The following is a 26,268-nucleotide window of genomic DNA, read 5'->3' as shown; positions in this document are numbered from 1 at the left end:
AAGGTGCTGGCGCGCGTGCCGGCATGGGACCTTACGCGGCATGGATGCCGCGTAAGAGCCTACACGGACGTACTCGCGGCGTGTCCCATGCCGGCACGCGCGCAAGCGCCCCTCAGTAAACCGAGCATTTCGCACAAAGGCGCAGGCATCACGCGGCCTCACTCCTGCCGACCAGGATCCACCGAGATCAAGCGGGTCACATCCAGCAACGCCGCCGGCAAGTGCATGCCGCCCGGCGCGACCAGATAGCGCGGGCGCCAGGTCGGCGCGAACTTCGACTTGAAGCGGCGCAGGCCGCTGAACCCGTAGAAGCGTTCGCCGTGCCGCGCGACCAGGCTGGCGAAGCGGTTCCAGCGGCCGGCCAGGCGATGCTCGGTCATGCCCGACAGTGGTGCCATGCCCAGCGAGAAGCGCGTGTAGCCATTGGCCTGGCCCCACAGGAACAGCTCGATAAACAGGAAGTCCATGGTGCCCTTGGGCGCCTGCGCACTGTGGCGCATCAGATCCACCGACAGCTCGCCGCCGGCCGGCGCCCACCACACGTTGGCGAAGGCCATGATCTGCCCTTCTGCCTCGGCCACCGCCACCGGAAACCGACGCAGGTACTCCGCATCGAAGCTGCCCAACGAAAAGCCTTTCTCCTCGCCGGCTTTTTCTTCCAGCCACTGCTCGGAGACCTCGGCCAGCTGCGGCAGCACCGCCTCCACTTGCTCGGGTTGCAGCATGCGGAAGGTCAGGCCGCCGCGTTTGCCGCGGTTCCAGGCCTGGCGCAGGTCGGCACGGTCGCGGCCTTCCAGGGTGAAGCCTTCCAGCGGCACGATCGCCTCTTCGCCCAGCTTGACCAGGGTCAGCCCCATGTCGAGGTAGGTCTGCCAGTATTTTTCGCCGACTTGGTAGAACACCGGGCGCAGACCCATATGGTCGGCCTCTTCGCGGAAGCGCCAGATCAGCGCCCGCGCGACCTCCGGCGGGCCGACCGGATCGCCCATTGAGATCAGCGAGCCGCCGTAGCGCTGCATCATCACAAACCCACGCCCCTGCTCATCCAGCAGAAACGCCTTGTCGCCGGTCAACGCCAGGCAGGCCTGGGTGTCGGTGCTGATGGCCAGGATTGGTGCCAGCGTCTGCAGCGTCTGCGCATCGGCGGCCGGCATCGGGCGGCGCCCGCCACGCAGCAGGCGCGCCATGCCGAACACGATCACGCCCACGCACAGGATCAGCGCGGCGCGCAGCGCACGCGGCGCATTGGCCGAGGTGGCGAACTGCCACCACAGGTCGTTGCTGTATTCGACATGGCTGTAGACGAAGAACAGCAGCCAGAAGGTGGCCACCAGCACCAGCCCCAGATTGCTCAGCCAGCGCCACGACCAGGCTTCGTCCAGCAGCGCGCCCTGGCGATAGAACTCGCGGCGTGCCGCCCACAGCGCAACCGCCGCCAATGCCGCCGACAGCGACACCGAAATATGGCTGCCGCGTAATAGCGACAGCGGCGGCAACAGCACGCACACACCCAGTGCCAGCGCCCAGGCCGCATGGCTGCGGCGCTGCAGACCCTGGCCGATCAGCAACAACAACATGCCGCCCAGGCTGACCAGCAGATGCGAGGTTTCGATCAGCGGCAGCGGCGCCACTTCCTGACGCGCGCGTGGGGTGGGCAAGGTGCCGTCGATCATCAGCGCCGCACCCACCGCAAACACCGCCAACGCCAGAATCTGCGGCAGCCACGGGCGAAACGCCTTCCACACCGTGCGTGCGGTGCTCGCACTGGCACGCACTGGCGCACCCAGGCCCGAAGCCGCCGCCATTGCCACCGAAATCAGCAATGGCACGATGTAGTAGGTGACCCGGTAGGCCAGCGCCGCGGCCAGCACTGCGGCGGGGGTGACATGCGGCAGCAGCTTGAGCAGGCTCCACTCGAACACGCCCAGGCCGGCCGGCACGGTGGAGATCAGCCCGGCGACCACCGCCACCAGCCAGATGCCGATAAAGCCGAAGTAGCCGGTGCCCGGATCCGGCGGCAGCAGCACGTAGAACGCGGCCGCAGCCAGGCCCAGTTCGACCACGCTCAGCGCGGTCACGCCGAGCACCGTGGTGCGATCGGGCAGCCAGAAGCGATGGCTGCGGATGCCGAATTCGCGGCCCTGTCTGCCGACCAATACCAGCATCGCCACATAGCCGACCAGCAAGGCGATGCCGGCAATGCGGATGCCTTCGGCGGCGATCGGCAGGGCGCGGGCAGCGGCTTCCGGTTCCAGCATCAAGGCCAGGCCAAGCAGTACCCAGGCGCCGAAGATGAAGCCCAGTGTGCTCATCAGCACTACCTGGCCGATCTCGGCCAGAGTCAGCCCCACGCTGCCATAACCGCGCAAGCGCACCGCGCCGCCGGTCAGTGCGGCAAAGCCCAATGTCTGCCCGACCGCGTGCGCCATGAACGCGGTGATGCCCACCCGCGCCGGATGCAAGCGCTTGCCGGTGCGCTTGAGCCCCACCCAGTCAAAGCCCACCAGGCAGGCGTAGCTGCTCAAGCCCAGCAGCAGGGTGAGCGCGATCTGGCCGACCCCCAGTTCACGGAACGCCTGGCGGATCTGCCGATAGCCGTGGTCAGTGAACTGAGAGGACAGCGCGTGCAGCGCCATCGCCAGGATCGCCAGGCTGATGATCACCGGCAGGGCGCGACGCCAACCGCTGGCGGGCGTTTCGGAAGACACGGGGGTATCCGTCATGAGGGCAACGGGATCTGCTTGAGGGAAAGAGGGGGCATGCACGGAATGTGCCGCGCGCGGAGGGTCTGCATGGGCCGGTCGATTGAAGTGCGTGCAGCGTGATCGCGTCAATGCAGAAATGAAGTGAACGCTAAGGTTCGGCCATGCCGACATTTGTCCGCGCATGGCGGCCGCGCGCATCATAGGGCAAAGCCACGCGTACATGCCGTCGGGGAGCCGGATGGATCAGAGGACAGTTGCAAGGGAGACAGGCTGTTGATGGGGAATGCATGCGATTACCGCACTGCTGCGCTAACCCGGCGGCCATGTCCGCCACGCTGGAGCGGTTACGCCGGTGCGATCACCGCAGGGACGGGCATGGCCTTCATCGCTTTGGTGGTGTTGCTGCAATGGCTGCGCGGCGATCTGGACTGGATCGATGCACAACTGAGTGCCTACCTGCACGGCGCTTACGGCTTGCTGCTGCGCACCGCCTATTGCCTGCTGGCCGCAGCCATGGCGTGGCTGGCGCTGGGCCTGTACGTGGCGCTGGCGCCGGTCGCATGCAGTCGCACGGTGGTGGGCTTGTTCTGCATGGCGGCAGTAGGCCTGAGCGCAGTGGCGGTCGGCGACAGCTGGATGCCGGTGCTCGCACCCGACGCGGCGAAGATGGTGCATCTGTTGTCGGCGAATACCGCATTTCTGTGCGTAATTGCAGCGATATTGCTGCAATCCTGGTATTTCCGTCGTGATCGTTGGTGGCGGCAGCACCTCGTGCCGGCATTCGGTCTGGGCTTGGTGGCATTTGCGCTGTTGTTGTTCCACGTCAGCGTGACCAGCGCGCCGCCGGGCATCAGCCAGAAGAGTGCCATCGTGGCGATCGTGTCCTGGATGGTACTGGTGGGGCGGTGGCTGGCGTGCGACGTACGTGCGCAGGCTGCATGTTTGCCGCATTCGCGGGACAATGCCCGGGTCAACCAACCGTAGGAAGTCTGAAATGGTGCAGCGATTCGATACAGGTCCGCGGATGTCCGAAATGGCCGTGCATGGCGGCGTGTGCTATCTGGCCGGCCAGATTGCCGAGGACACCAGCGAAGACATCACCGGGCAGACCCGCCAGGTGCTGGGCGAAATCGACAAACTGCTGGCGCAGGCGGCCAGCGACAAGACCAAGATCCTGCGCGCGGAAATCTTCCTGGCCGACATCGCCGATTTCGACGGCATGAACAAGGCCTGGGACGAGTGGGTGCCGCATGGTTTTACGCCCGCACGTGCCACTGTCGAAGCCAAACTGGCGCGGCCGGAGTGGAAGGTGGAAATCGTGATCACCGCTGCGGCGGGCTGATCACCTGGCAGCGCGCGGATCGCCGGTCGATCGCGCGTTGCAGCCATGCGATCTGCAGAACATTGCAGCCGCCTCAGCAGCCAGTCACGAAAACCTGGTTGCGTGGCGGCTGGCAGTGCCAGCCAACGCGCTGATCTGCGTGCCAGCGTTGTTGAAGAACCGAGTTGAAGCCGACACATCGCGGCCATCTGTTGACCGCGATGTTGTTTGACGCGCGCTCCTGCGTCGATCAGCCTTGCTTCGATCAACGCTTGACGAAGCGATAGTGCGCCACGCCCCATTCGCGGCCCTGGTCGTAACCGAACAGCTCCGCACACGCCAGCCAGAACATCCGCCAGCGCTGCCACCAGCGTTGCGCATCGTCGCCGTAGGTCTGCTTCAGCAGCGGCATGATCTGCTCGCGGTGGCGGTCCTGATTCTCCAGCCAGGCATTGGCGGTTTTTTCGTAATGCTCGCCCGACAGCACCCAGCGCTGTTCGATCACCACGTCCTGCTGGAAATGCAGCAAGGTATCGGTGGCCGGCATCAGCCCGCCGGTGAAAAAGTGCCGCCCCATCCAGTTGTCTTCGCCGGCCACTTCGAACGGGTAGGCCAGATCGCGATGGCAGAAGACATGCACGAACAATTTGCCGCCCGGCGCCAGCCAGCTGCCGACGCGCGCCAGCAGCTCGCGGTAATTGCGCATGTGCTCGAACATTTCCACCGACACCACACGGTCGAAATTGCCCGGCGGCAGCGCCAGCGCGTTGACGTCGGCGGTGATGACCTGCACGTTGCTCAAACCGCGCACGCGGCACTGTTCCAGAATATGCGCGCGCTGCGGGCGTGAGTTGGACACCGCAGTGATGGTGGCGCCGGGATAGCGTTCGGCCATCCACAGGGTCAGCGAGCCCCAGCCGCAGCCCAGCTCCAGAATGCGCTGGCCATCGGCCAGCTCGGCACGCTCGCCGTACAGCGCCAGCATGCGTTCTTCGGCGGCATCCAGATCCGGCGTGGTCGCGTCCCAATAGCAGCTGCTGTATTTGAGCCGGCGCCCCAGGCACAGGGTGAAGAACTGCGGCGCCAACTCGTAGTGTTGGCGATTGGCGGCATCGGTTTCGATCGCGATCGCACTGGCACGCAGGCTGTCGATAAACGCGCGTTGACGTTCGCCGCTGCCATCGGCGCCGTCGCCGCGCTCATCGCGCAGGCGCTGTGCGCACAGTCGGCGGATGCCGTAGCGCAACGCGGCATCGGGCAGCAGGCCGGATTCGGCCAGCCGGGTGGCGAAGGATTCTTCGGGCAGCGAGGAGGGCGGGATAGTAACGGTGGACATACGACTCTCCAGGCGACTCAGGACGAAGGGGGAAACGGAAAAAATGCGCTGGTGCTGCGTTGGTACTGCGCATAGTCCTCACCACGCGAGCGCAGCGCCTGCTGCTCGGTGTAGGGAATGCCGGTGAAGCGATACAGAAACACGAACATCACCACCGGCCCGAGCGCACACAAGGCGAGCGGCCACGGCCCGGCACCGACAGCCAGCGCCAGATAGGCAAACCAATGCACGAACTCGAAGAAATAATTGGGATGGCGCGAATACCGCCACAGCCCGCTGCGGCAGGTGACGCCGCGATTGGCCGGATTGGCCTTGTGCGCAGACAGTTGCCGGTCCGCCAGCGCTTCGCCACCGACCGCGATCAACCACACGGCAATTGCCAATGTACTCCACACGCTCCAGGCCGGATTCGGGTTGCTGGCAGCGGCCAGAAACGGCACCGAAAACAGCACCACCACCACCGCTTGCGCCAGGAAAAAGCCCAGGAATTTACGTTGGTCGCCATTCCAGTGTTCGCGCAGTGCGCGATAGCGGCCATCCTCGTGCGGGTCGCCGAATACGCGCACGCCCAGATGCAGCGCCAGGCGCGCACCCCACACGCCGCCGAGCACGGCCACCAGCACGCGCGGTAGCAGCGCGCCATCGGACATCCACGCGCAATACGGCGCAGCGACGGCCAGACACGCGGCCCAAAGCACATCCACCGGGCCGGCATTGCCGCTGCGGCGTTGCCACAGCCAGCCGATCACCATCACCACGCTCGCAAATACGCCTACATGCAGCAGTGGCCAGACAGTCATTGCAGTTCTCCGGTGATGTGCTCAGGCAATGGTCGCGCCAGGCGGCGTGCATACAGCGACAACACGCCGCAGGCCACGCCCCAACCGATGCCGACCGCAACCGCCGCGTGCAGCTGTGGCGGCTGGAATGCCACCGCATTCCAGCTGCGCTGCGCCAACCAATACGAGAATGGCCCGAAGATGGCGCCCAGCAACACCGCCAACCACGGCCGTTGCATCACCGTTGCCAGGGAGTGATTGAGCGTGAGCGCAAAGCCCAGCCACAACGCCAGAATCCAGGCCGGTGCCAACAGCGTGCCCGGCCACGGTGCGGCGTAACGCACCCAGCCGCCTGCAGCCAGTGTGGTGTCCAGCAGCAAGCCCAGCGACAACGCGGCGATCAACAATTGCAGATCGCCCGGCGCGCGCCGCGACGGCCACAGCTGATACAGCGCAAATAGCGCCAACACCAGTAGTGTCGGCCAGATGCGCGCCTGCGCGGCGGCGCTGACCGCCACCACCCATAGCACCTGCAAACCGAGATAGTTGCCGAGCTGCTTCATGCGTCGGCAGGCAGGCCAGGCACGAACTGCGGCGGACGCGCGCCCGGCTTGCTCAGCCACAGATGCACATCGCCGATCGAGCGCTCCAGAAAACCGGCTTCGCAATAGGCCAGATAGAACTCCCACATGCGGATGAAGCGCTCGTCGTAGCCCAGCGCGCGCACCTGCGGCAGCTGCGCCATGAAGCGCTGCCGCCAGGCGCGCAGCGTCAACGCATAGCTCGGCCCGATGTCTTCGAGATTGAACAGGCGCAGATCGCTGGCGCGCGCGATGGCACCGGTCATCGCCGCCACCGAGGGAATGAAGCTGCCGGGGAAGATATGCCGCTTGATGAAGTCCACCGAGTGCAATGCCTGCGCATAGCGATGGTCTTCGATGGTGATGGCCTGGATCAGCGCCTCGCCATCGTCGGCAAGCAAGCTGCCGACCTTGGCGAAATAGGTGTCCAGATACTGATGGCCGATCGCCTCGATCATCTCGATCGACACCACCCGGTCGTAGCGACCGTCCAGATCGCGATAGTCGCGCAGCAACACCGTTACACGATCGCTCAAACCGGCTGCAGCGATGCGTTGGGTTGCCAGATCGAACTGCTCGCGCGAGATGGTGGTGGTGGTGACGCGGCAGCCGTGCTCGCGCGCAGCATGCATGGCGAATCCACCCCAGCCGGTGCCGATTTCCACCACATGGTGCTGCGGGCCGAGCCGCAGTTTCTGGCAGATGCGTTCGAGCTTGCGCGTGGCGGCGCGTTCCAGTGCCGCTTCGCATTGCGCCTCTTCGCCATCGACGAAGATCGCCGAGGAATACATCAGGTTTTCATCGAGAAACAGGCTGAATAACGGATTGCCCAGATCGTAATGCGCGGCGATATTGCGCCGGCTGCCGCTGCGGGTATTGCGCGCAAAGGTGTGCAGGCTGCGCATCGCCCAACCACCCAGACGTGCGGTGCCGGTTTCCATCGCATCCAGGCGGTCGCGATTGCGCAACAGCAGGCGCATCAGGCCGACCAGGTCGTCGCACTGCCATTGCCCATCCATGTACGACTCGCCGGCACCGACGCTGCCATTGAGCGCGGCCTGCCGATAGAAGCCCGGATCGGTGACGCGCAATTGCAGTTGCAAGGCATCCGCGCCGCTGGCATTGCCGAGGGTGGTGATGCCATCGGCCTCGTGCAGCTGCAATTGCCCATCGCGCAGGTCGCCGAGCGTGGCCAGCAGGCGCTTGCGCAACAGGCGATCCGTCCAGGAAGCCGCGCGCGGGGCAGTGGTGTCGGGCAGGGACGTGGCGTTCATCGGCGTTCTCGCACAGGCGGATGGGGGGTGTCGTGCACAGGGTTGCCGCGCAGCCACAGGCGCAAGGCCTGCCAGTGGATGGCGACCACCACCTGCACGGTCATCAAGGGGTAGGCCAACAGCGTGCGCGCCAGGGTGCGCGCGGTCAGCGGCTGGCGCTGCAGCACCAGGGTGGCGTCGAAACGGCGGGCGCCACTGTCGTTGCCTGCTGCGTCGGCATCGGGTGCATCCAGCACCTCCATATGCACGCGCAATTGCGCGTCCGGCACGCTGAAACGCCATTCGTACTGGTGCTGCATGCCCATGAAGGGCGAGACGTGGAAGCGCTTGTCGAAACGCCAGGCATGCACGTCGCGATGGGTACGCGCCTGCGCGACCGGCAGCACGTAGGTGTGGCGCTGCTGCCAGGGCGTGTTGGTGATTTCCGCAACGATCCAGCGCAGGCCGTCGTGACGATCGAAGCAGTAGTAGAAGCTGACCGGATTGAACACATGGCCGAAGTAGCGCAGATGCGTGAGCAGGCGGATTGCGCCGTCGGGGCGCTCGCCGGTGTGGGTCTGCACGCAATCGCGCACCGCTTCATCCAGTGGAATAGTTGGGTCGCCGAGATAATCGCTGCGACGGAACTGCGCCAGGTTGGCGCGCCCCACCGACCACAGCCAACGCTGCGCAAACACCCGATCCAGTTCGGACAGATCCAGATACATCAAAAACAGCTTGTAGCGAAAATCCAGCGGTTTTGGCGCAAACCGGCGGTGCCGCACCCAACCGGTATAGATCGCGCTGCGCAACGGCGCGGCCACGCTGCCGGCGCCATTGCCCTCGGTCGGGGGCAACGGCACCGCATCGGTGCTGGCTTCGCGCAGCAGCTGCATCACCACGGCACTCCCAGGCCGTGGGCGACGTCCACGCCGCTGCGCAGGCCATCTTCGTGAAAGCCGAAGCCCCATGCCGCGCCGGCAAACCAGGTGTGCTGGACGCCTTGAATATCGGCCTTGCGCGTCTGCGCCGCGAGTGCGGCCGCGTTCTGCACCGGGTGGCGATAGCGCATGCGCCGCAACACCTTGTCCGGGTCGATGTCGTGGTCGCGATTGAGGCTGACGATGAACGGCTGTGGCGCTTCGATCGACTGCAGCGCGTTCATCCAGTAACTCACCGTGCACGGCGCCTGCGGGTCGGCCGGCACATGCGCGTTCCACGCTGCCCAGGCGCGGTGATCGCGCGGCAACACGCGCGCATCGGTATGCAGCACGGTGTCGTTGTTCTGGTAGGTGATGCCGCCCAGGATCTGTTGCTCGGCCGGTGTGGAGTCGCTGAGCAATGCCAAGGCATCGTCGGCGTGACAAGCCAGCACCACGTCATTGAAATGTTCTTCGCCGCGCAGCGAGCTGAGCACCACGCCATTGCCGACGCGCCGGATCGCATGCACCGGGGTGGACAACCGCTCCAGCACCTGCCAGCGCCGCCGCAGCGCGCGCACATAGCTGTTGGATCCGCCACGCACCACCTGCCACTGCGGCCGCCCGCTGAGTTGCAGCATGTGGTGGTTGGCCATGAAGCCGATCAGCTGGCCCATCGGAAATTCCAGGATGCGCTGCGAGGGCGATGACCACAGCGCCGAGGCCATCGGCACCAGATGCTGGTCGCGAAATGCATCCGAGTAACGATGCCGCTGCAGATACTCGCCCAGCGTGCTGAACTGCTCGTCGCTGTGCAGCACCGCCGGTGCCTGGCGATAGAAGCGGCGCAGGTCGGACAACATGCCCCAGAAGCGCGGGCTGAGCAGATTGCGGCGCTGGCAGAACAGCCCGCCCAGGCTGCCGGCGTTGTATTCCAGCCCGCTGCGCGCATCGTGCACGGAGAAGCTCATCGTGGTCGGCTGCGCGGCCACGTCGAGCTCGGTGAACATGCGCGTGAGCAACGGATAGTGCTGCGGGTTGAACACGATGAAGCCGCTGTCCACCGCGTAGCGCTGGCCTTGCAGCTGGATGTCGTGCGTGTGCGTATGCCCGCCGAGATAATCGGCGGCCTCGAACAGAGTGACTTCATAGCGCCGCGACAACAGCCACGCCGCGCCCAGGCCGGCGATGCCACTGCCGACCACGGCAATCCTGCCCTCGCTCATCGGCGCACCCGCTCGGCGCGCTGCGTGAGCATCTTCGGCATTGGCTTGAGGTCCCACACCAGGCCCACCCACGACATCGCCGTGAGGCCGTACCAGGTCATGTCGTACTCCCACCAGCGCAAGCCCTGGCGCGCCGAGCCGGGGAAGAAATGATGGTTGTTGTGCCAGCCTTCGCCAAAGGTGAGCAGCGCCAGCAGCCAGTTGTTGCGGCTGTCGTCGCGGGTATCGAAGCGCCGGCTGCCGAAGCGATGCGCCAGCGAGTTGATGGTGAAGGTGGCATGGAACAAGGCCACGGTGGAGATCACAAAGCCCCATACCAGCAACTGCGCGCCATTGGTCTCCAGCGCGGGCGCGGCGGTGGCCAGCCAGTCGCCGAGCAGGTACAAGCCCAGCGCCAGCACCACCGGCATCACGATGTCGAAGCGGTCCAGAAAGCGCAGCTCGGCAAAGCGGCGCAGATCCGGGATGACCTCCCAATCGGTGCGGAAATTACGCGGGGTCAGGAACCAGCCGGTATGGCTCCACCAGAAGCCGTGTTGCGCCGGCGAATGCGGGTCGCGGCCGGTGTCGGTATGCCGATGGTGGTTGCGATGATGCGCGGCCCACCACAGCGGCCCGCGTTGCACGCAGGTAGCGCCGATCGCGGCGAACACGAACTGCAACACGCGCGAGGTCTTGAAGGCGCGGTGCGAGAAATAGCGATGATAGAAACCGGTCAGCGCAAACATGCGCAGCGCATACAGCGCCACCGCCATGCCCACCGCAAACCAGGACGCGCCCACCCAGACCACCGACAGGCAGGCCAGGTGCAGGGCGATGAAGGGGATGGCGCGCAGCCAGTCGATGCGGTCTGCGCGCGCTTCGTCCAGCGGTTCGTCGGTCTGCGAATCCACCCAGCGGCGCAGGCTGCCGATACGCATTGCCAACCAGCCACGGGGATGTGGGCTGGTGGGCTGAGGCGTTGCAGCGTTGGGGTCGACTCCGGTACTCGGCACGCGTGGTTCTCCGTCGTTGGTCGTGACCCTTTACGAACGCTGCCGGCAAACAGATGCACCAGCGCGCATGATCGTCGCATGCGTGTGTAAGGTTCGTCTGATCACACTGATAATTCGCGCAATCGCGCACACAATTGACCACACGCCGTATCGCTGGCGCGCATGAGGTCGTTCGTGAAACGAGCTTGCCTGCGAGAGCCTCGCAGGCAAGCTCACCGCCGGGTCAGGGCGCCATTGCCAGCGTGCTGATGCCGCCCTTGGCCACCACGGTACCGGTGGGGATGCCACCCGGCGCACCGCCCAGTGGTTCCAGAGTGACGGCCAACAGAGCCTCGTTGCTGAGCATGGGCATCAGCTGATCGGGGATCTGCGCGCGGCGTGCGCGTTGATCGTCGAACGTGCCCATCGAATGCGGCTTGCCGTCTGCGGTGATCAACCACAGTTCGGGCACCTTGTCGGCGGTGGCGGTGCGATCTAGCGGCGTCACCGTGATGGTGTGCTTGTCGGCATCCATCAAGGCCACGTAGCCCGGCCGGCCGTCTTCGGTCGCCAGCGTGGCGGTCATCGCGATGCCGGTGGCAGGCGGGGTGGCCGGGGTTGCTGGAGTCGTGACCGGCGGTGCCTGTACCACCGGGCCAGTGGCTGGCGGCTGCACCGATGCGGGCGGCGTGTTCACGTTCAACAAGGCCAGCACGCACACTGCGGCAGTCGCCAAGCCACCGGCACTGGCCCAACGCCAGAAGCGCACGCTGTTCCACAGTGGTGCTGCCGGCGTGGTGGTGGCGGTCTGTGCGGACGGCACTGCGCGCAGTGGGGTATCGAAGCCCAGCGTCTGGCGGATGCGCGTCCAGAGTTGATCTGACGGGGTCACCGCCGCGATTTCGTCCAGCAGCGGCATCAGATGTTGCTGCCATTGCAGAACCGCCTGATCGAACTGGCTGTCGGTGGCGATGCGTTGTTCGGCTGCCAGGCGCTCGTCGGCGCTCAGCAGGCCCAGCACGTACTCGCCGGCAAGCACGTCGCGCGGTGGTTCCTGGTCGATGGGGAATGGCGTGCTCATCGTTCCAGACATGCCTTGAGTTTGGCCAGGCCACGACGGATCCAGCTCTTGACCGTGCCGATCGGCGTGTCGGTGCGCGCCGCCAATTCTTCGTAGGTGATGCCATCGAAGAACGCGGTGCGGATCAAATCGCTGCGCGGCGGTTCGAGTTCGGCCAGACAATGGTCGATGCGGTGGCGCGTGCTGGCGCGCTCGGTGCGCTCCAGCGGTGAGGCATCGCTGGCACGCAGGTCGCCGGCATCGTCCAGGGTCACGTTGCGGCGCTGCGGTGCGTTGGCGCGCAGATGGTCGATCGCCTTGTTGCGCGCGATCATCGCCAGCCAGGTGAGCCCGCGTGCACGCGCCGGATCGAACTGCCCAGCCTTGTGCCAGATCAGCGTGAACACGTCCTGCAGCACTTCTTCGGCTTCGGCGCGTTGCGGAATCATGCGCAAGCACACCCCGAACAGCTTGGCCGAGGTCTGCCGATACAGCGCTTCGAAAGCATGCCGGTCGCCGCCCGCAGTTGCGGTGAGCAGGCGTCCGGTTTCATCGTCGTCGTGGCCAGGAATGGCACTCATGCGGTCGGGCGTTGAGTAAGGTGGCGCCGATCCTACCGGACTGGCTACACGGTGTCTTTCACTTGTGCCGGAACCACAGCAGCACAGCGGCGAGCAGCAACAGGATTTCCACGCCTGCCAGCGCAACCGTCGGTGCAGAGACCGGCCACAGCCGCGAGAGCGCGACAGTGCGGAACAGCACGATCGGGACGTAGAAGGCGAGTGCCACCAACAGCCCGGTGCGCGGTTGATCGATCCAGGCGAAGTAACCGAACAAAAACGCCATGCCCAACTGCAGACCGCCGTAGATGACCAGGTATTCCGACTGCCCGGCCGGCGAAAGCTGGGTGTAACCGACCGCATTTGCGGTCTTGGCCGGTGAGAGCGTGCACCAGATCGCCAGGACGACATAGAGCACTGCGTTGATCCAGAGATAGGCCTTGGCCATGAGGATGTTCCTGCGTGGGGAATGGGTGCCCGGGCCGTTTTACGCAACGGCGCGTGGTCGAACGTGAAGATGGCGCGTGTCTGGTTCACGGGGCGCTGCAGCGCTTGGCCAGCGGCTGCTCGCGTGCCTGGCGCAACTCGTCCGCACTGGCGGCACGCGCAGCGGTGTCCGGGAAAACGATGCGCACGTGCGGATAGCGGCCGCGTTCGTCGCGCAGATTGCCGACACCGCGGAATTCGAGCAGGCGCTTGTCGGCGATAGAATAGCGCACCTCCAGCGACGGCACTGCGGCGCCGTACCAGGCATCCAGGCTGAGCCGATAGCGACGCTGGCCGGCGCTGTCGCCGATCCGTTCGACCTTGAAGGCCAGCTGGCGCTGCAGACTCGGCAGCACGAAGTCGACGCGCTGCGTTGCGCTGGCGAGTGCGTCCCATTGGGTGCGCAGATAGGCATCGAAACCGGCATCGATCACGCGCGCGCCTTCGCTGGCGGGCAGCGCAGTGCGGCGTTCGGTCTTGCCGGGTTCCTGCTGGAACATCTCGCGCACGCCATCGCGTTGGCGCACGCCTTCGCGGTAGCCGTCGCGTCCATCGAGCAGGCTGAAGTCAGGTGCGCTGCCGCCGCCATCGACCAGTTTGCGCGCGAACGGGCGCCCGTCCGTGCAGCGATACAGCACCACCCGGCCGCCGTCGTCGAGCAGCCAGTGCGACTCGCGGTAACGCAGCGCGCCGCTGTCGCCATCGAAGGCATCGCCGTCCACACGGGTGACAGCTGCTGCGCTGAGCGGCGAACAGCCCAGCACCAGCAACAACAACGGCGGGATCGGCCGGCAGCGTGCGGCTAGTGTGGCAAGGGCGGCGAATGGGCGCATCGGCGGATTCCTCGATGGGAGTACACACCAATACGAGCGCGTCCGCAGCACGGATGCGCCGGATGCGTCAGGACGTTCCTGACGGAAGGTAGGAGTTGGAGGCCTTTTGCGAGCCGTCTAGCCGATTGTGTGCAGCTCGATGCAATCCACCGGGCAGGCTGGCAGGCAGAGCTCGCAGCCGGTGCACAGCGGCGCGATCACCGTGTGCATGTGTTTGGCGCCGCCGACGATGGCATCCACCGGGCAGGCCTGGATGCATTTGGTGCAGCCGATGCAGTCGGCCTCCACGATCCACGCCACTTGCGGCAGCGTGTGGGTACCGCGGGTGCGGTCGTACGGGCGTGCAGGAACCTGCAGTGCGTGCGCCAGCGCGCGGGCACCGGCGTCGCCACCGGGCGGGCAATGATCGACGTCGGCGTGCCCATCGGCCATCGCTTGCGCGTACGGGCGACAGCCGTCGTAACCGCACTGGCCGCATTGGGTCTGCGGCAGCAGGCGGTCGAGGCGTTCGACCAGATCGTGCGTGGGGGCGGGCGTTGCAATGGGCATGTCAGTGCAACAGATTGCCGCGATACCAGCGCTGCTGCGCCAGCGCCAGCATCGGTGTGTCTTCGCGGCTATCGCCATAGGCATGCACGCACTCGTACTGCGACAGGTCGTAGCGCAGGCGGATCTGCGTGGCCTTGTGCGGCCCGCAATCGCCATTGGCATAGCGCCCGCTCAGCACGCCGGCGTGGTGTTCCAGCCGATTGCAGATCAACGACAGGTCATGCTGCGCACACCACGGCTGCAGATATAGGTCCAGCGAACCGGACACCAGCACGACTTCATGCCCCTGCGCCTGGTGCCAGTCGATGCGCTGCATCATGTTCGTGCGCAACATGCCAGGCAGATCGTTGCGTGCATACGCTGCCCCGTGCATGGTCATTTCTTCCAGCGAGCGAGCGCTGAAGACCAGGCGCGTGACGCGTGCGCGCAGGGTTTGCGCGGAGATCAAGCCGAGTCGATAACCCAACACCCACGGACCCACCTGCCACTTTGCCGCCGCCAACTGCGCCGGCGTTGCCACCTTGCGCAGGAAGCGCGCATAGGTGTCGCAGGTGGTGATGGTGTGATCGAAGTCGAACAGGGCGAGTCGCATGGGGCTGGGAGGTGGGGCTTGGGATTGGGGATTTGGGATTAGAGATTGGTTAAAGGCGCGGTGTTTTTCCTTCTCCCACCGGGAGAAGGTGCCCCGCAGGGGCGGATGAGGGTACGGGCGAAGCCACGTGCAGTTGGAACGACACCATGGCTTCGCACCGTACCCTCACCCCAATCCCTCTCCCGCAGGAGAGGGGCTTAGCCTCTTCCTTCTCCCACCGGGAGAAGGTGCCCCGTAGGGGCGGATGAGGGTACGGGCGAAGCACTCGTGTCAGGTCTCCCTCAACAATCAGGTCTTGCTTTTACGATTCCCGATTCCCGATTCCCGCCTCACCGAACCGGCATCCCCGGCTGCGCGCCTGTATCGGCATCCAGCAACGCCAACGCGCCGCCATCGAAGCCGGCCGACAAAATCATGCCTTCGCTGATGCCAAAGCGCATCTTGCGTGGGGCCAGGTTGGCGATGAACACCACGCTGCGGCCGACCAGCGTTTCCGGTTCGCCGTAGCTGGCGCGGATGCCCGAGAAGATCTGCCGCTTGCCTAGCTCGCCGGCGTCCAGTTCGAAGCGCAGCAGCTTGTCCGAGCCTTCCACGAATTCGCACACCAGCACCTTGCCGATGCGCAGATCGAGCTTGGCGAAATCGTCGATGCCAATAAGACCTGGATTCGAGACGGAGGCGGGGGGATTGGCCGGCGTAGCCGCTTTTGCATCGGTTTTGGTCACCTTTGCAGCGCTGACGGTGGCCGCAGCCGGTGCTGCGGGCGCAGAGAGTGTGTCTTTTGAAGCGTCGGTCATGGCGTCGATCAGTTTGGGGTCGATACGGGTGAACAGGGCGGTGTAGGGCTGGATCGTGTGCGCGGTCAGCGGGCGCGCGACGTCTTCCCAGCTGGTCATCGGTGCCGACAGGAAAGCCTCGGCCTCGGCGCAGGTGCGCGGCAGGATCGGCTTGAGTGCGGCGACCAGAATGCGGAACAGATTCAAACCCTGCGTGCACACCGATTGCAGCTGCGCATCGGCACCTTCCTGCTTGGCGATCACCCATGGCTTGGTGTCGTCGATGTACTTGTTGGCCTCGTCGGCCAGCGCCATGGTCTGGCGGATCGCGCTGGCCGCGTCGTTGCGCTCATAGGCCTCGCGGATCGGCGCCAACGCGGCGACGAAGCGCTCGTATTGCGCAAGGTCGGGCAGGGTGTCGGCCAGCTTGCCGTCGAAGCGCTTGCCGATGAAGCCGGCGCAGCGGCTGGCAAGGTTGACGAACTTGCCGACCAGATCGGAGTTCACGCGCGTGACGAAATCGCCCAGATTCAGATCCAGATCATCCACGCCGCCAGAGGACTTGGCCGCGAAGTAATAGCGCAGCGCCTCCGGCTCCAGGCCCACGTCCAGGAAGGTCCGCGCCATCACGAAGGTGCCGCGCGACTTGGACATCTTGGCGCCGTCCACCATCAGGTAGCCGTTGACATGTAGACGGGTCGGCGCGCGATGGCCGGTGCCTTGCAGCACGGCCGGCCAGAACAGGCCGTGGAAATTGACGATGTCCTTGCCGATGAAGTGATGCAGCTCGGTCTGCGTGCCGGCGACCAGATGCGCGTCGAAGTCTTCGCCCATCTGCGCGCACAGCGTCTTGAAGCTGCACAAATAACCGATCGGCGCGTCCAGCCACACGTAGAAATACTTGCCCGGCTGGCCGGGAATCTGGAAGCCGAAGTACGGCGCATCGCGCGAGATGTCCCACGCGCGCAGGCCGCCTTCGGTGTCCAGCCATTCCTTGAGCTTGGCCTTGACGCCCGGCAGTGCGACATCGCCAGCCAGCCACTCACGCAAGAAGCCGTCGAAATGGCCCACTTCGAAGAAGAAATGCTCTGAATCGCGCAGCTCGGGCGTGGCGCCGGAGATCACCGATTTGGGCTCTTTCAGCTCGGTCGGAGCATAAGTGGCGCCGCAGACTTCGCAGTTGTCGCCGTATTGGTCGGCGCTGCCGCAGTTGGGGCAGATGCCCTTGATGTAGCGGTCCGGCAGGAACATGCCCTTGGCCGGGTCGTAAAACTGCGCCACCGAGCGACGGCTGATGTGACCGGCCGCCTCGAGCTTGCTGTAGAAGGCCTCGGTGAGTTCGCGATTGACCGGCGAATTGGTCGAATCGTAATGATCGAAGGTCACCCCGAACGCGGCGAAATCGCGCTCATGGCTGGCCTGGATGTTGGCGATGAAGGCTTCCGGGGTCACGCCGGCCTTTTCGGCGGCGAGCATGATCGGCGTGCCATGGGTGTCGTCGGCGCAGACGAACCAGGTCTTGTCGCCGCGCAAGCGGCGCGCGCGCACCCAGATGTCGGCCTGGATATAGCCGACCAGATGGCCAAGATGCAGCGGGCCGTTGGCGTAGGGCAGGGCGGTGGTGACGAGTGCGGTGCGGGTCATGGCAGGCGTAATGCGGGGGACGGGCGATTATCGCATTAGTCGTGAGCCGGGATTGGGGCTGGGAGATTGGGGATTCGTCAAAGCAGGATCAGGCCGCCTGCATGTCTAGACGCGCGGCGTCAGCCATCGCTGCGGCACCAGCAGCCGATGATCCCGCCCAATAGAACAAGCCCCCAAAAAAGTGCCGACGCACAAAAAAGGCGCCCCGAAGGACGCCCGCTCTTGCGAATCCCCAATCCCCAATCCCAGCTATTCACGAATCCAGGTCTGAGTGCGGCCCAGCGCTTCGATACCCACATAGCCGCGCATCTGCAACTTCTTGCCGCCGTCGGTCAGGGTGACCTTGGCCTTGTAGGTCTTGCCCTTGGCCGGGTCGAGCACCGAGCCGCCGCTCCACACCGCAGTGCCGTCGGGCTTGAGGCCCCACAGGATGGTCATGCCCTTGATCGGCTTACCTTTCTGGGCGCCATCGCATTTGTCGCAGAGCGGGCTCGGGCCCTTGTCCGATTGCAGGATGTCCACCACCTTGCCGCTCAGCGTGCCGTTGCCGGTTTGTTCGATCTGCACCACCGACTTGGGCTTGCCGGTCTCGTCGTCGATGGTCTTCCAGCGGCCTACCGGCGAATCGGCGGCCTGGGCCAGCAGCGAGGCGGCGGCCAGCGGCAGGGCCAGCATCAGGGTCTTGAAGGTCTTGCGCATGTGTCCCCTCCCAGGGATTGCTGTGGCCGCCGTCGGCGGCCTGATCGCAATGTATACCGTGGAGTATGGTGGCGGAAAGACGCGCTGCGGCATGCGTTCATTCGGCTATTGCAGCGTCACCTGCTTGCGGTTGTCCGCCGGCACGCGGTCGATCAGCTTGTTGTCCGGGTCGAAGCCGGCTTCCGCAGGCAGGCCGTCGACCGTGACGGTAAAGCTCGGCGCGGCGCTGGTGATGTGCTGACGCTTCAGGTACAGCACCGGTGCTTGCGCGTCCTTGCCAGCGGCCTTCCCGTAGATCGCTACCTCGATCCAGTCGTCCAACGGCACTGCGTGCTCCTTGCCCTTGCCGTCGGCCTGCAACTTGGCCGCATGCGTCTGCACGGTGACCTCATAGCGCCCATCGGGGCGCTTGCGTGCCTGCGCGCTCACCACGCGGTTGTCGTAGAAGGTGATCTTCTCGAACAGGTCGGTGATCAGCCCCTGCTGATCCGGGCGTGCCTCGGCCCGAATGGTCTGCAGCAGCTCGGCCGAGGTGGTGTAAGGCGGTTGTTCGAAAGCCTTGGCGGCCAGGAAGCGCTGCAACGCGCGGTTGAGCGCCTGCTCACCGATCTCTTCGCGCAGCCGGTAAAACGCCAGCGAGCCCTTGCGGTAGTGGATGTATTGCTGGTCTTCCACGCGATACAGCGGCAATTCCTCGATGGTTTCGCCACCACGGCCTTCCAGATAGCGATCCAGTTCGTACTTGAGAAAGCGACGCATGTGGGCGCGTCCGTACTCGCGTTCCATCACCATCAACGCCGAATACTGCGCCAGCGATTCCGACAGCATGGTGGCGCCCTGGACATTGGCACCGATCACCTGATGCGCCCACCATTGATGCGCCACTTCGTGGGCGGTGACATAGAACACGTAGTCGATATCGTTCTTGTCGCGCAGATCGGCAATGAAGCCGATCGATTCGGAGTAGGGAATGGTGTTGGCGAACGACTGCGCAAATCGCGCGTAACCGGGGAATTCGATGATGCGCACCTGATGCTGCTGATACGGGCTGAAATTGGCTTCGTAATAGGCCAGCGATTTCTGCACGCTCTCGATCATGCGTTGCACGTTGTATGGGTGCTTGGGGTCGTAATAAATCTCGATCGGGATGTTCTTGTAACGCGCCTTGCGCACTTCCCAGCGTGCCGACAGGTAGGCGTAGAAGTTGAGCATCGGGCGGTCCATCACGTAGCGGAAGCAGCGCCTGCCATCGCGTTGGAATTCTTTCTGCAGATAGCCCGGTGCCAGGGCGATCTGATCCGGTGCGGTACAGACGGTGCTGGCAAAACCGAGCCAGTCGGCATCGTTGCTGACGTAGCTGTTGGCGCGCGCGTCCTGATCTTCCAGCTTGGGCATGCGCGTGGGTTCGCCCAGGCCGCGCTTGCGGCGGTCGTTGCGGTCGGTGATCTCGGTCTGCGTGTTGTAGCCGAACCAGGGCAGCAGGGTATTGTTGAAAAAGCTGCCGTTGGCGACCAGTTCGGTTTGCGCCTGTTCGGCGGTGAGGCCGTGCGGATGCTGGTCCACGCGGAAGCGGAACACGCGCTCTTCGCCAGGTTGCAGCGGCTTTTGCAGGCGATAGATGCGGTAGCCGGCCGGCACGTCGTGCGTGGTAAGGGTCTGCCCGCCTAGATCCACCCTCACCAGGCTGCGGTCGCCAGTGCGGCCTTGCATGCCGATGTGCACCTCGCTGATCGGCGCGGTGTGGGTGTTGCGCACTGTCCAGGTGGCATCGATGACGACGGACTGGGTTTCCGGATGCAGATCGACCTGGTTGTCGATCGCGACGATGCGCGGCTGCGGCAGATCCTTGTACTTGCGGTAATCGCGCTCGTAGCGCGCCTGCAGGTCCAGCCGCTGTTCCGGCGACAGGAAGCTGTTGTAGACGTTGGTGTTCCAGTACAGCCAGCCGCCGACCGCCGCGAAGCCGAGCAGGGTGGCCGCCAATGCCGCACCGGTCGGGCTGCGCAGGCGCCGCAACGCCAGCCGCACACGCTGTCGCAACCCGTGGCCCACGCCGCGCGGCCAGAATGCCGAGGACAGCAACAGCAAGGCCAGCAGGAACACGCCCCAGTAGCCCTGAAACCACAACTGGCCAGGCAAAAAGTGCCCGTAGCCGTTCATGTCCGAATACGGTGCGTTGGGCCAGCCACCGAAGGTGTAGAGGTTCTGGGTGTAGTCGAGCATCGACAGCACCGATTGCCCGATCAACACCAGCATCAGCAGCGCATAGCCGACGAACTTGTTGTTGCTCAGCACCTGCAGCGCCAAGGCCATGCCGCCCATCAGCACGTACAACACCGAGCCCAGGGCCAGGGTCTTGAGATACAGCAGCGGTTCGATGCTGGTGTAGCCACGGCCAAGCTGCAGCGCGATCGAGGTCAGCGCACCGGCGAGCTGGAAGCTGGCGATCACCGCCAGCAAGGCGACGAATTTGCCGAGTAGCGGCACCCAATCGGGTACCGGCATCGCGTCGGTGATGCCGTCGATGCGGTTGCTGCGCTCCTTCCACACCAGCTCGCCGGCATAGAACAGCACCACGATGATCAGCAGAAAGCTGTAGCTGTTCTGCAGCGCCTCCAGCATCAACGAGGTCACCGGCAGCACGGCGGTGCCGTAATTGCGCGAATTGAACAAGGCGGTCGGGATGAAGTTGGCCAGGCCCAGCAGCAACAGCACCACGAACGGCGCACTGCGCAGCACGCCGAGCGTGTCGAAGCGGATCTGCCGCAGCAGCTGCTTCCATGCGGTCGCCGCGCCGAAGCTCGGTGTGACCGTCAGGCGCGTGGTGGTGACGCGCGTGCTGGTGGGCGCCGTATCGGCAGGCGCAATCGCGCCAGCGCCACGGCGCCGACGCGTGCCGCTGCGCTCGGTGCGAAACAGCGCGAAGGTGGCGGCGAACAGCACACCGCTCATGCCCAACCACACCGCGCGATTGGCGAGCAGATAGCCGGTCAGTGGCGGCAACTGGTGATTGCGCTGGTCCACCGACCAGTAGCGCAGCGTCTGCGACAACGCGCGGATGCCGAGCGGGTCGGACAGCGTGGCGATCCATACATTGTCCAGATCGGCCATCAGCGCACGGCTCACGCCATACAGCACGAAGAACACGATCACGCCGATGTAGACCCACAGAATGCTGCGCGTGGTCACCGCCAGCACCGCCAGCAACGCGGTGGTGAATAGCAGATTGGGCAGCACCAGCACCAGCAACGACCACAGATAAGGCAGCACTGTGACCGGGCCGAGCCGTGCCTGATCGATCCACGGCATGAATTGCGCCGCGAACATGCCCAGCGCGATCACCACGTACATCACCATGCCGGCGATCAGCGCCGCGCCGATGCGGCCAAGCAGATAGTCGCGCCGCCGCACCGGTGTGGAAAACACCAGCTCGGCAGTGCCCAGGTCGAAGTCACGCAGCAAGGCATTGCTGACGAACAGGGTGATCACCAGCAGACCGAGCAGGCTGAAAAGCCCCAGCAGCGTGGCGATCACGGTCGGCGCATTGCGCAGCACGTTGCCGATGCCGCCACCGATCTGCACCGCATCGCTGGACAGTGCGGCAAACGCCAGCAACGCATACAGCGCAGCCAGCAGCCACAGTAAGGGCGAGCGCAGTTGTTCGCGCAGCTCGAAACGCAGGAACGCCAGGATCATCGCAGCGCTCCGTCAGGCAGCCAGCGCTTGCTTGCGCAGGCGCTGGAAATAGACATCCTCAAGATCGGGAGCGACCTGTTCGAAACCCGGCTCCGGGCAGTCGGCGCTGAACACGTGGATCACCGGATGCCCGGCAATCAGACGCGTGGACAGCACGGTGAAGCGTGCCTCGTAATCGGGCAACGCCTGCTTGGCGACCTGTTTGCGCCAGACCTGCTGCTGCAGCATGTCGATCGCGTCGGCGGGCCGCCCGGTCAGCAACACCTGGCCCTTGTTCATGATGGCCATCGTCGGGCACAGGTCGGTGACGTCTTCGACGATGTGGGTGGACAGGATCACCACCACGTTCTCGCCGATTTCGGCCAGCAGATTGAGAAAGCGATTGCGCTCTTCCGGATCCAGCCCGGCCGTCGGCTCATCGACGATGACCAATTGCGGGTTGCCCAGCAGCGCCTGCGCAATGCCGAAACGTTGCCGCATGCCACCGGAATAGGTGCCGAGCTTGCGCTTGCGTGCGTCCCACAGATTCACTTGCTGCAACAGCCGCTCGACCACCTCCTTGCGCTGGCCGCGATGGCTCAGCCCCTTGAGCACGGCGAAGTGATCGAGCATGTCCAGCGCGCTGACTTTGGGATACACGCCGAAATCCTGCGGCAGATAGCCCAGCCGGCGGCGTAAGGCGTCCTTGTCGGTGAGCACGTCGATGCTGCTGCCGTCGGCGCCGGTCAGGCTGACGCTACCCGAATCGGGCTCCTGCAGCGTGGCCAGCGTGCGCATCAACGACGACTTGCCGGCGCCGTTTGGCCCCAGCAATCCGAACATGCCGCGAGGAATGTCGAGGGTGACGCCTTGCAGCGCATGCACGCCATTGGCGTAGGTCTTGGACAATGCACGGATCTGCAGCATGTACGGTTCCTGTGTCCTGGTGTGGTTCGATCTTCATGGCGTTACCGCATCGCCGCATCCGCCGAAAGTCACAGCGACCATCGACTACCAGCGGCTAACAAAACATACCGAGTGCCCGCCTGGCGGCCGCGCAGTAGCTTTGTTGATCGCTTTGATTCTTCGACGTGCCTCCGTGGCAGATGTGACCGAACCTGCCGGGTCTGCTGTTCAACCGACTTCGTAGAGCTCCAGCGGCAAGTCGTCCGGATCGGCGAAGAAGGTGAAGCGGCGGCCGGTGTATTCGTCGATGCGGATGTCTTCGGTGGCCACGCCGTGCGCGTTGAGATGCGCGACGGCCGCGTCCAGCGCTTCGACCCGGAAGGCAAGATGACGCAGCCCGCGTGCTTCCGGGCGGCTGGGGCGCAGCGGTGCGTCGGGAAACGAAAACAGCTCGATCTGGCCGCCGTCGGGCAGCGCCAGATCCAGCTTCCAGGAATCGCGCGGCTGGCGGTAATGCTCTGCGAGCACGCGCAAACCCAGGACGTCGCAATAGAACTGCTTGGAGCGCGCATAGTCGCCGGCGATGATCGCCACGTGGTGAATGCCGGCGAGCATCATGCGGCGCCTCGCATGCGATGGGGGAGCTGGCGCTGCCCCGCGTCGCTAGCGGCCAGCATGGATGCGCGACATGCAGCGACGACGACAGCGGCATTGATGGCATCTGCGATACATGCAGGCAGCGAGGATGCACTCCAGCGCTGCGTCTGCGCGTAGGTGCGTGTGTGCAAGTCATGTGGCATGTCAGCGGTCCGGATGAGCAGTGGCGAGGATACCCCCCGGGGTGCCCGCAGCGTGTTGTGCAGACCAGGCCGAGCGCGACGCGCGCTGGAGCGCATCGAGGCAAAACGCCCCGCGCGGTATCGCCGCACGGCATCGCGGATTGTTGGTGCCGCGTCACGGCTGGCCACCGCGTGGCTGTGCTCGCCTGCGCGCGCATGGCAGGATGCTGGGCCACCGACCCGCCATACCGATGCCCGAACCCACCTCCAACGCCGCACCGCAATTCCAGCGCAGCATGCAGGTGCGCCACCTGGTGATGTTGTCGCTGGGCGGGGTCATCGGCACCGGGTTGTTCTTCAACACCGGCTACATCATCGCCAGCACCGGTGCGTTGGGCACGGTGATCGCGTATCTGATCGGCGCATTGGTGGTGTATCTGGTGATGCAGTGCCTGGGCGAGCTGGCGGTGGCGATGCCGCAGACCGGTGCCTTTCACGTGTATGCCGCGCGCTATCTCGGGCCGGCCACCGGCTATGTGGTGGCGTGGTTGTACTGGCTGACCTGGACGGTGGCGTTGGGATCGAGCCTGACCGCTGCCGCGTTCTGCATGCAGTACTGGTTCCCGCACACACCGGCATGGCCGTGGTGTCTTTTGTTCTGCGCGCTGATCTTCGGCTTGAACACGGTGTCGGCGCGCTGGTTTGCCGAAGGCGAATTCTGGTTTTCGTTGATCAAGGTGATCACCATTCTGGTGTTCATCGTGCTCGGTGGTGCTGCGGTGGTCGGCGTGTTGCCGTTGGCAGATGGTTCGCCGGCCCCCGGGCTGCGCCACCTGCGCGCCGATGGCTGGTTTGCACAGGGCACCTTGCCGATTTTGATGACGATGGTGGCGGTGAACTTCGCTTTCTCCGGCACCGAGTTGATCGGTGTTGCCGCCGGCGAAACCGCGCAGCCGGCACGTGCGATTCCGCTGGCGATCCGCACCACGCTGGTCCGGTTGGTGGTGTTGTTCGTTGGCACCGTGCTGGTGCTGGCCGCACTGTTACCGGCCGAGCAGGCAGCAGTGGAGACCAGCCCGTTCGTGCGCGCGTTCGAGTTGCTGGGCATTCCGTATGCGGCCGACATCTTGAATGCAGTGATCCTCACCGCGATCCTGTCGGCGGCCAATTCCGGCCTGTACGCAGCCGCGCGCATGCTGTGGTCGCTGGCCAACGAAGGCACGCTGCCGGCGCGGCTGGCGCGCCTGACCCGGCGCGGCATCCCGTTGCCGGCATTGGCGTTGAGCATGCTCGGTGGTCTGTTGGCGCTGCTCACCGGCGTGTACGCGGCCGACACCGTGTTCGTTGCGATCTCGGCAGTATCGGGTTTTGCGGTGGTAGTGGTGTGGCTGAGCATCTGCGCCTCGCATTACTTTTTTCGGCGCCAGTTGCTGCGCGACGGCATCGCGCCGGAGAGCCTGGCGTATCGCGCGCCGTGGTATCCGTGGACGCCGATCCTGGGGTTTTCGCTGTGTCTGCTGGCCTGTATCGGGCTGGCATTCGATCCGCAGCAACGCATCGCGCTGTGGTGCGGCATCCCGTTTGTGGCGCTGTGCTACGGCGCCTACGCACTCACACAATGGCTTGCGGCCCGGAGACAGCACGCATGACGATTCTTCCCCGCCGGCCGCGTGCCGACGCACCTTTCAGCCAGGCCCTGCAGCACGATGGCTATGTGCTGCTCGATGGCGCGCTAGCTACCGAACTGGAACAACGTGGCTGCGATCTCAACGATGCGCTGTGGTCGGCGCGCGTGCTGATGGAGCAGCCGGAGCTGATCTATCAAGTGCATCGCGACTATTTCGCCGCCGGCGCGCAGTGCGCCATCACCGCCAGTTACCAGGCCACACCGTTGGGCTTTGCCGCGCGCGGGCTGGACCTGGCGCAGTCGCAAGCACTGATCGCACGCAGCGTGGCATTGGCCGCGCAGGCGCGCACCGATCATCTGCTTGCCCATCCACAGGACGCGCCGTTATGGGTGGCCGGGTCGGTCGGGCCGTATGGCGCGTATCTGGCTGATGGTTCGGAATACCGTGGCGACTACGCTCTGCCGTTGGCACAGCTGATGGACTTTCATCGTCCACGTATCGCCGCGTTGGCCGAGGCGGGTGTGGATGTCCTGGCCTGCGAGACGCTGCCGTCTGCCAACGAGATCGTCGCGCTGCGCCTGCTGCTGGAAGAATTTCCACAGCTGCATGCATGGTTTTCCTTCACCTTGCGCGATGCCGCGCATCTGAGCGACGGCACGCCGTTGGCACAGGTCATCCCGGCGCTGGATGCTTGCAAGCAAGTGATTGCAGTGGGCATCAACTGCATTGCACTGGAACACGTCACCGCCGCCTTGCAGACGCTGTCCGCGCTGACAGCGCTGCCGCTGGTGGTGTATCCCAATTCGGGCGAGCACTACGATGCCAGCGACAAGCGCTGGCACGCAGGAAGCACGACGGCATGCAGCTTGGCCGACCAGCACGCACAGTGGCTGGCGGCCGGTGCGCGGTTGATCGGCGGTTGCTGCCGCACCACGCCGCGCGACATCGCCGCGTTGGCGGCTGCGCGCACGGCGGGCTGAGCTGCC

Annotated in this window: 23 protein-coding genes; 4 read left to right on the top strand and 19 right to left on the bottom strand. The window is 65.0% G+C overall.

Annotation, left to right across the window (positions count from 1 at the left end):
• Positions 1 to 158: 158 nt before the first annotated feature.
• The gene (gene mprF / locus FFY45_RS12020; protein ID WP_176340603.1) at positions 159 to 2,723 is read right to left on the bottom strand and encodes a bifunctional lysylphosphatidylglycerol flippase/synthetase MprF; all 2,565 of its coding nucleotides are present in this window, start codon (positions 2,721 to 2,723) and stop codon (positions 159 to 161) included.
• A 258-nt stretch (positions 2,724 to 2,981) separates the two neighbouring features.
• Here mprF and FFY45_RS12015 point away from each other — a divergent pair, with 258 nt between their 5' ends.
• Together FFY45_RS12015 and FFY45_RS12010 are read left to right on the top strand one after the other, a co-directional pair.
• Positions 2,982 to 3,689 carry a DUF998 domain-containing protein gene (locus FFY45_RS12015; protein ID WP_176340602.1) on the top strand — a complete coding sequence of 236 codons (708 nt, stop codon included), beginning with the start codon at positions 2,982 to 2,984 and terminating at the stop codon, positions 3,687 to 3,689.
• A gap of 10 nt (positions 3,690 to 3,699) precedes the next feature.
• Positions 3,700 to 4,047: a RidA family protein gene (locus FFY45_RS12010; protein ID WP_023903305.1), complete on the top strand. Its 348-nt coding sequence runs from the start codon at positions 3,700 to 3,702 to the stop codon at positions 4,045 to 4,047.
• A gap of 244 nt (positions 4,048 to 4,291) precedes the next feature.
• Here FFY45_RS12010 and FFY45_RS12005 read toward each other — a convergent pair whose 3' ends face one another.
• From FFY45_RS12005 to gloA2, 18 genes are all read right to left on the bottom strand, one after another.
• Complete coding sequence (locus tag FFY45_RS12005; protein ID WP_176340601.1) at positions 4,292 to 5,362, bottom strand: SAM-dependent methyltransferase; 1,071 nt, start codon at positions 5,360 to 5,362, stop codon at positions 4,292 to 4,294.
• Between the two features lie 17 nt (positions 5,363 to 5,379).
• Positions 5,380 to 6,162 carry a DUF1295 domain-containing protein gene (locus FFY45_RS12000; RefSeq protein WP_176340600.1) on the bottom strand — a complete coding sequence of 261 codons (783 nt, stop codon included), beginning with the start codon at positions 6,160 to 6,162 and terminating at the stop codon, positions 5,380 to 5,382.
• Entirely contained in the window at positions 6,159 to 6,704 is a 546-nt protein-coding gene (locus FFY45_RS11995) for a DUF2878 domain-containing protein (protein WP_176340599.1), read from the bottom strand. The genes FFY45_RS12000 and FFY45_RS11995 overlap by 4 nt, the downstream gene beginning before the upstream one ends.
• Entirely contained in the window at positions 6,701 to 7,996 is a 1,296-nt protein-coding gene (locus FFY45_RS11990; protein ID WP_176340598.1) for an SAM-dependent methyltransferase, read from the bottom strand. Before FFY45_RS11990 ends, FFY45_RS11995 begins: the two co-directional genes overlap by 4 nt.
• Positions 7,993 to 8,871 carry a DUF1365 domain-containing protein gene (locus FFY45_RS11985; RefSeq protein ID WP_176340597.1) on the bottom strand — a complete coding sequence of 293 codons (879 nt, stop codon included), beginning with the start codon at positions 8,869 to 8,871 and terminating at the stop codon, positions 7,993 to 7,995. Before FFY45_RS11985 ends, FFY45_RS11990 begins: the two co-directional genes overlap by 4 nt.
• Positions 8,871 to 10,121, bottom strand: coding sequence for an NAD(P)/FAD-dependent oxidoreductase (locus tag FFY45_RS11980; protein ID WP_176340596.1), 1,251 nt, complete (start codon positions 10,119 to 10,121; stop codon positions 8,871 to 8,873). Before FFY45_RS11980 ends, FFY45_RS11985 begins: the two co-directional genes overlap by 1 nt.
• Entirely contained in the window at positions 10,118 to 11,116 is a 999-nt protein-coding gene (locus FFY45_RS11975; RefSeq protein ID WP_176340595.1) for a fatty acid desaturase, read from the bottom strand. Before FFY45_RS11975 ends, FFY45_RS11980 begins: the two co-directional genes overlap by 4 nt.
• A 223-nt stretch (positions 11,117 to 11,339) precedes the next feature.
• On the bottom strand, positions 11,340 to 12,176 hold the full coding sequence (locus FFY45_RS11970; protein ID WP_176340594.1) for an anti-sigma factor: 837 nt from the start codon (positions 12,174 to 12,176) through the stop codon (positions 11,340 to 11,342).
• On the bottom strand, positions 12,173 to 12,736 hold the full coding sequence (locus FFY45_RS11965; RefSeq protein ID WP_176340593.1) for a sigma-70 family RNA polymerase sigma factor: 564 nt from the start codon (positions 12,734 to 12,736) through the stop codon (positions 12,173 to 12,175). The genes FFY45_RS11970 and FFY45_RS11965 overlap by 4 nt, the downstream gene beginning before the upstream one ends.
• A gap of 58 nt (positions 12,737 to 12,794) precedes the next feature.
• Positions 12,795 to 13,163, bottom strand: a complete 369-nt coding sequence (locus FFY45_RS11960; protein WP_023903316.1) for a hypothetical protein — start codon at positions 13,161 to 13,163, stop codon at positions 12,795 to 12,797.
• 85 nt (positions 13,164 to 13,248) lie between these two features.
• Entirely contained in the window at positions 13,249 to 14,034 is a 786-nt protein-coding gene (locus tag FFY45_RS11955; protein WP_176340592.1) for a hypothetical protein, read from the bottom strand.
• 117 nt (positions 14,035 to 14,151) lie between these two features.
• On the bottom strand, positions 14,152 to 14,583 hold the full coding sequence (rnfB, locus tag FFY45_RS11950; RefSeq protein ID WP_176340591.1) for an Rnf electron transport complex subunit RnfB: 432 nt from the start codon (positions 14,581 to 14,583) through the stop codon (positions 14,152 to 14,154).
• Between the two features lies 1 nt (position 14,584).
• Positions 14,585 to 15,175 carry an HAD family hydrolase gene (locus FFY45_RS11945; RefSeq protein WP_176340590.1) on the bottom strand — a complete coding sequence of 197 codons (591 nt, stop codon included), beginning with the start codon at positions 15,173 to 15,175 and terminating at the stop codon, positions 14,585 to 14,587.
• Between the two features lie 329 nt (positions 15,176 to 15,504).
• Positions 15,505 to 17,595 (bottom strand): methionine--tRNA ligase, encoded by a 2,091-nt coding sequence (gene metG / locus FFY45_RS11940; protein WP_176340589.1) that lies wholly within the window; start codon positions 17,593 to 17,595, stop codon positions 15,505 to 15,507.
• Between the two features lie 249 nt (positions 17,596 to 17,844).
• Complete coding sequence (locus FFY45_RS11935) at positions 17,845 to 18,294, bottom strand: DUF2147 domain-containing protein (protein WP_176340588.1); 450 nt, start codon at positions 18,292 to 18,294, stop codon at positions 17,845 to 17,847.
• A gap of 105 nt (positions 18,295 to 18,399) precedes the next feature.
• Positions 18,400 to 21,990 carry an ABC transporter permease/M1 family aminopeptidase gene (locus FFY45_RS11930; protein ID WP_176340587.1) on the bottom strand — a complete coding sequence of 1,197 codons (3,591 nt, stop codon included), beginning with the start codon at positions 21,988 to 21,990 and terminating at the stop codon, positions 18,400 to 18,402.
• 12 nt (positions 21,991 to 22,002) lie between these two features.
• Positions 22,003 to 22,896, bottom strand: a complete 894-nt coding sequence (locus tag FFY45_RS11925; protein WP_006450216.1) for an ABC transporter ATP-binding protein — start codon at positions 22,894 to 22,896, stop codon at positions 22,003 to 22,005.
• Positions 22,897 to 23,103: 207 nt separating this feature from the next.
• Complete coding sequence (gene gloA2 / locus FFY45_RS11920) at positions 23,104 to 23,493, bottom strand: SMU1112c/YaeR family gloxylase I-like metalloprotein (RefSeq protein WP_006450217.1); 390 nt, start codon at positions 23,491 to 23,493, stop codon at positions 23,104 to 23,106.
• 412 nt (positions 23,494 to 23,905) lie between these two features.
• Between gloA2 and mmuP the strand changes: the two genes are divergently transcribed.
• Both mmuP and mmuM read left to right on the top strand, forming a co-directional pair.
• Entirely contained in the window at positions 23,906 to 25,303 is a 1,398-nt protein-coding gene (gene mmuP, locus FFY45_RS11915; protein ID WP_176340586.1) for an S-methylmethionine permease, read from the top strand.
• Positions 25,300 to 26,262, top strand: coding sequence for a homocysteine S-methyltransferase (gene mmuM, locus FFY45_RS11910; protein ID WP_176340585.1), 963 nt, complete (start codon positions 25,300 to 25,302; stop codon positions 26,260 to 26,262). The genes mmuP and mmuM overlap by 4 nt, the downstream gene beginning before the upstream one ends.
• Positions 26,263 to 26,268 lie beyond the last annotated feature (6 nt).

This window comes from Xanthomonas hortorum, assembly GCF_011305375.1.
Classification (GTDB): Bacteria; Pseudomonadota; Gammaproteobacteria; order Xanthomonadales; family Xanthomonadaceae; genus Xanthomonas; species Xanthomonas hortorum_E.
The sequence above is the reverse complement of the archived record's forward strand: the minus strand, read 5'-3'. Positions and strand labels throughout refer to the sequence as shown.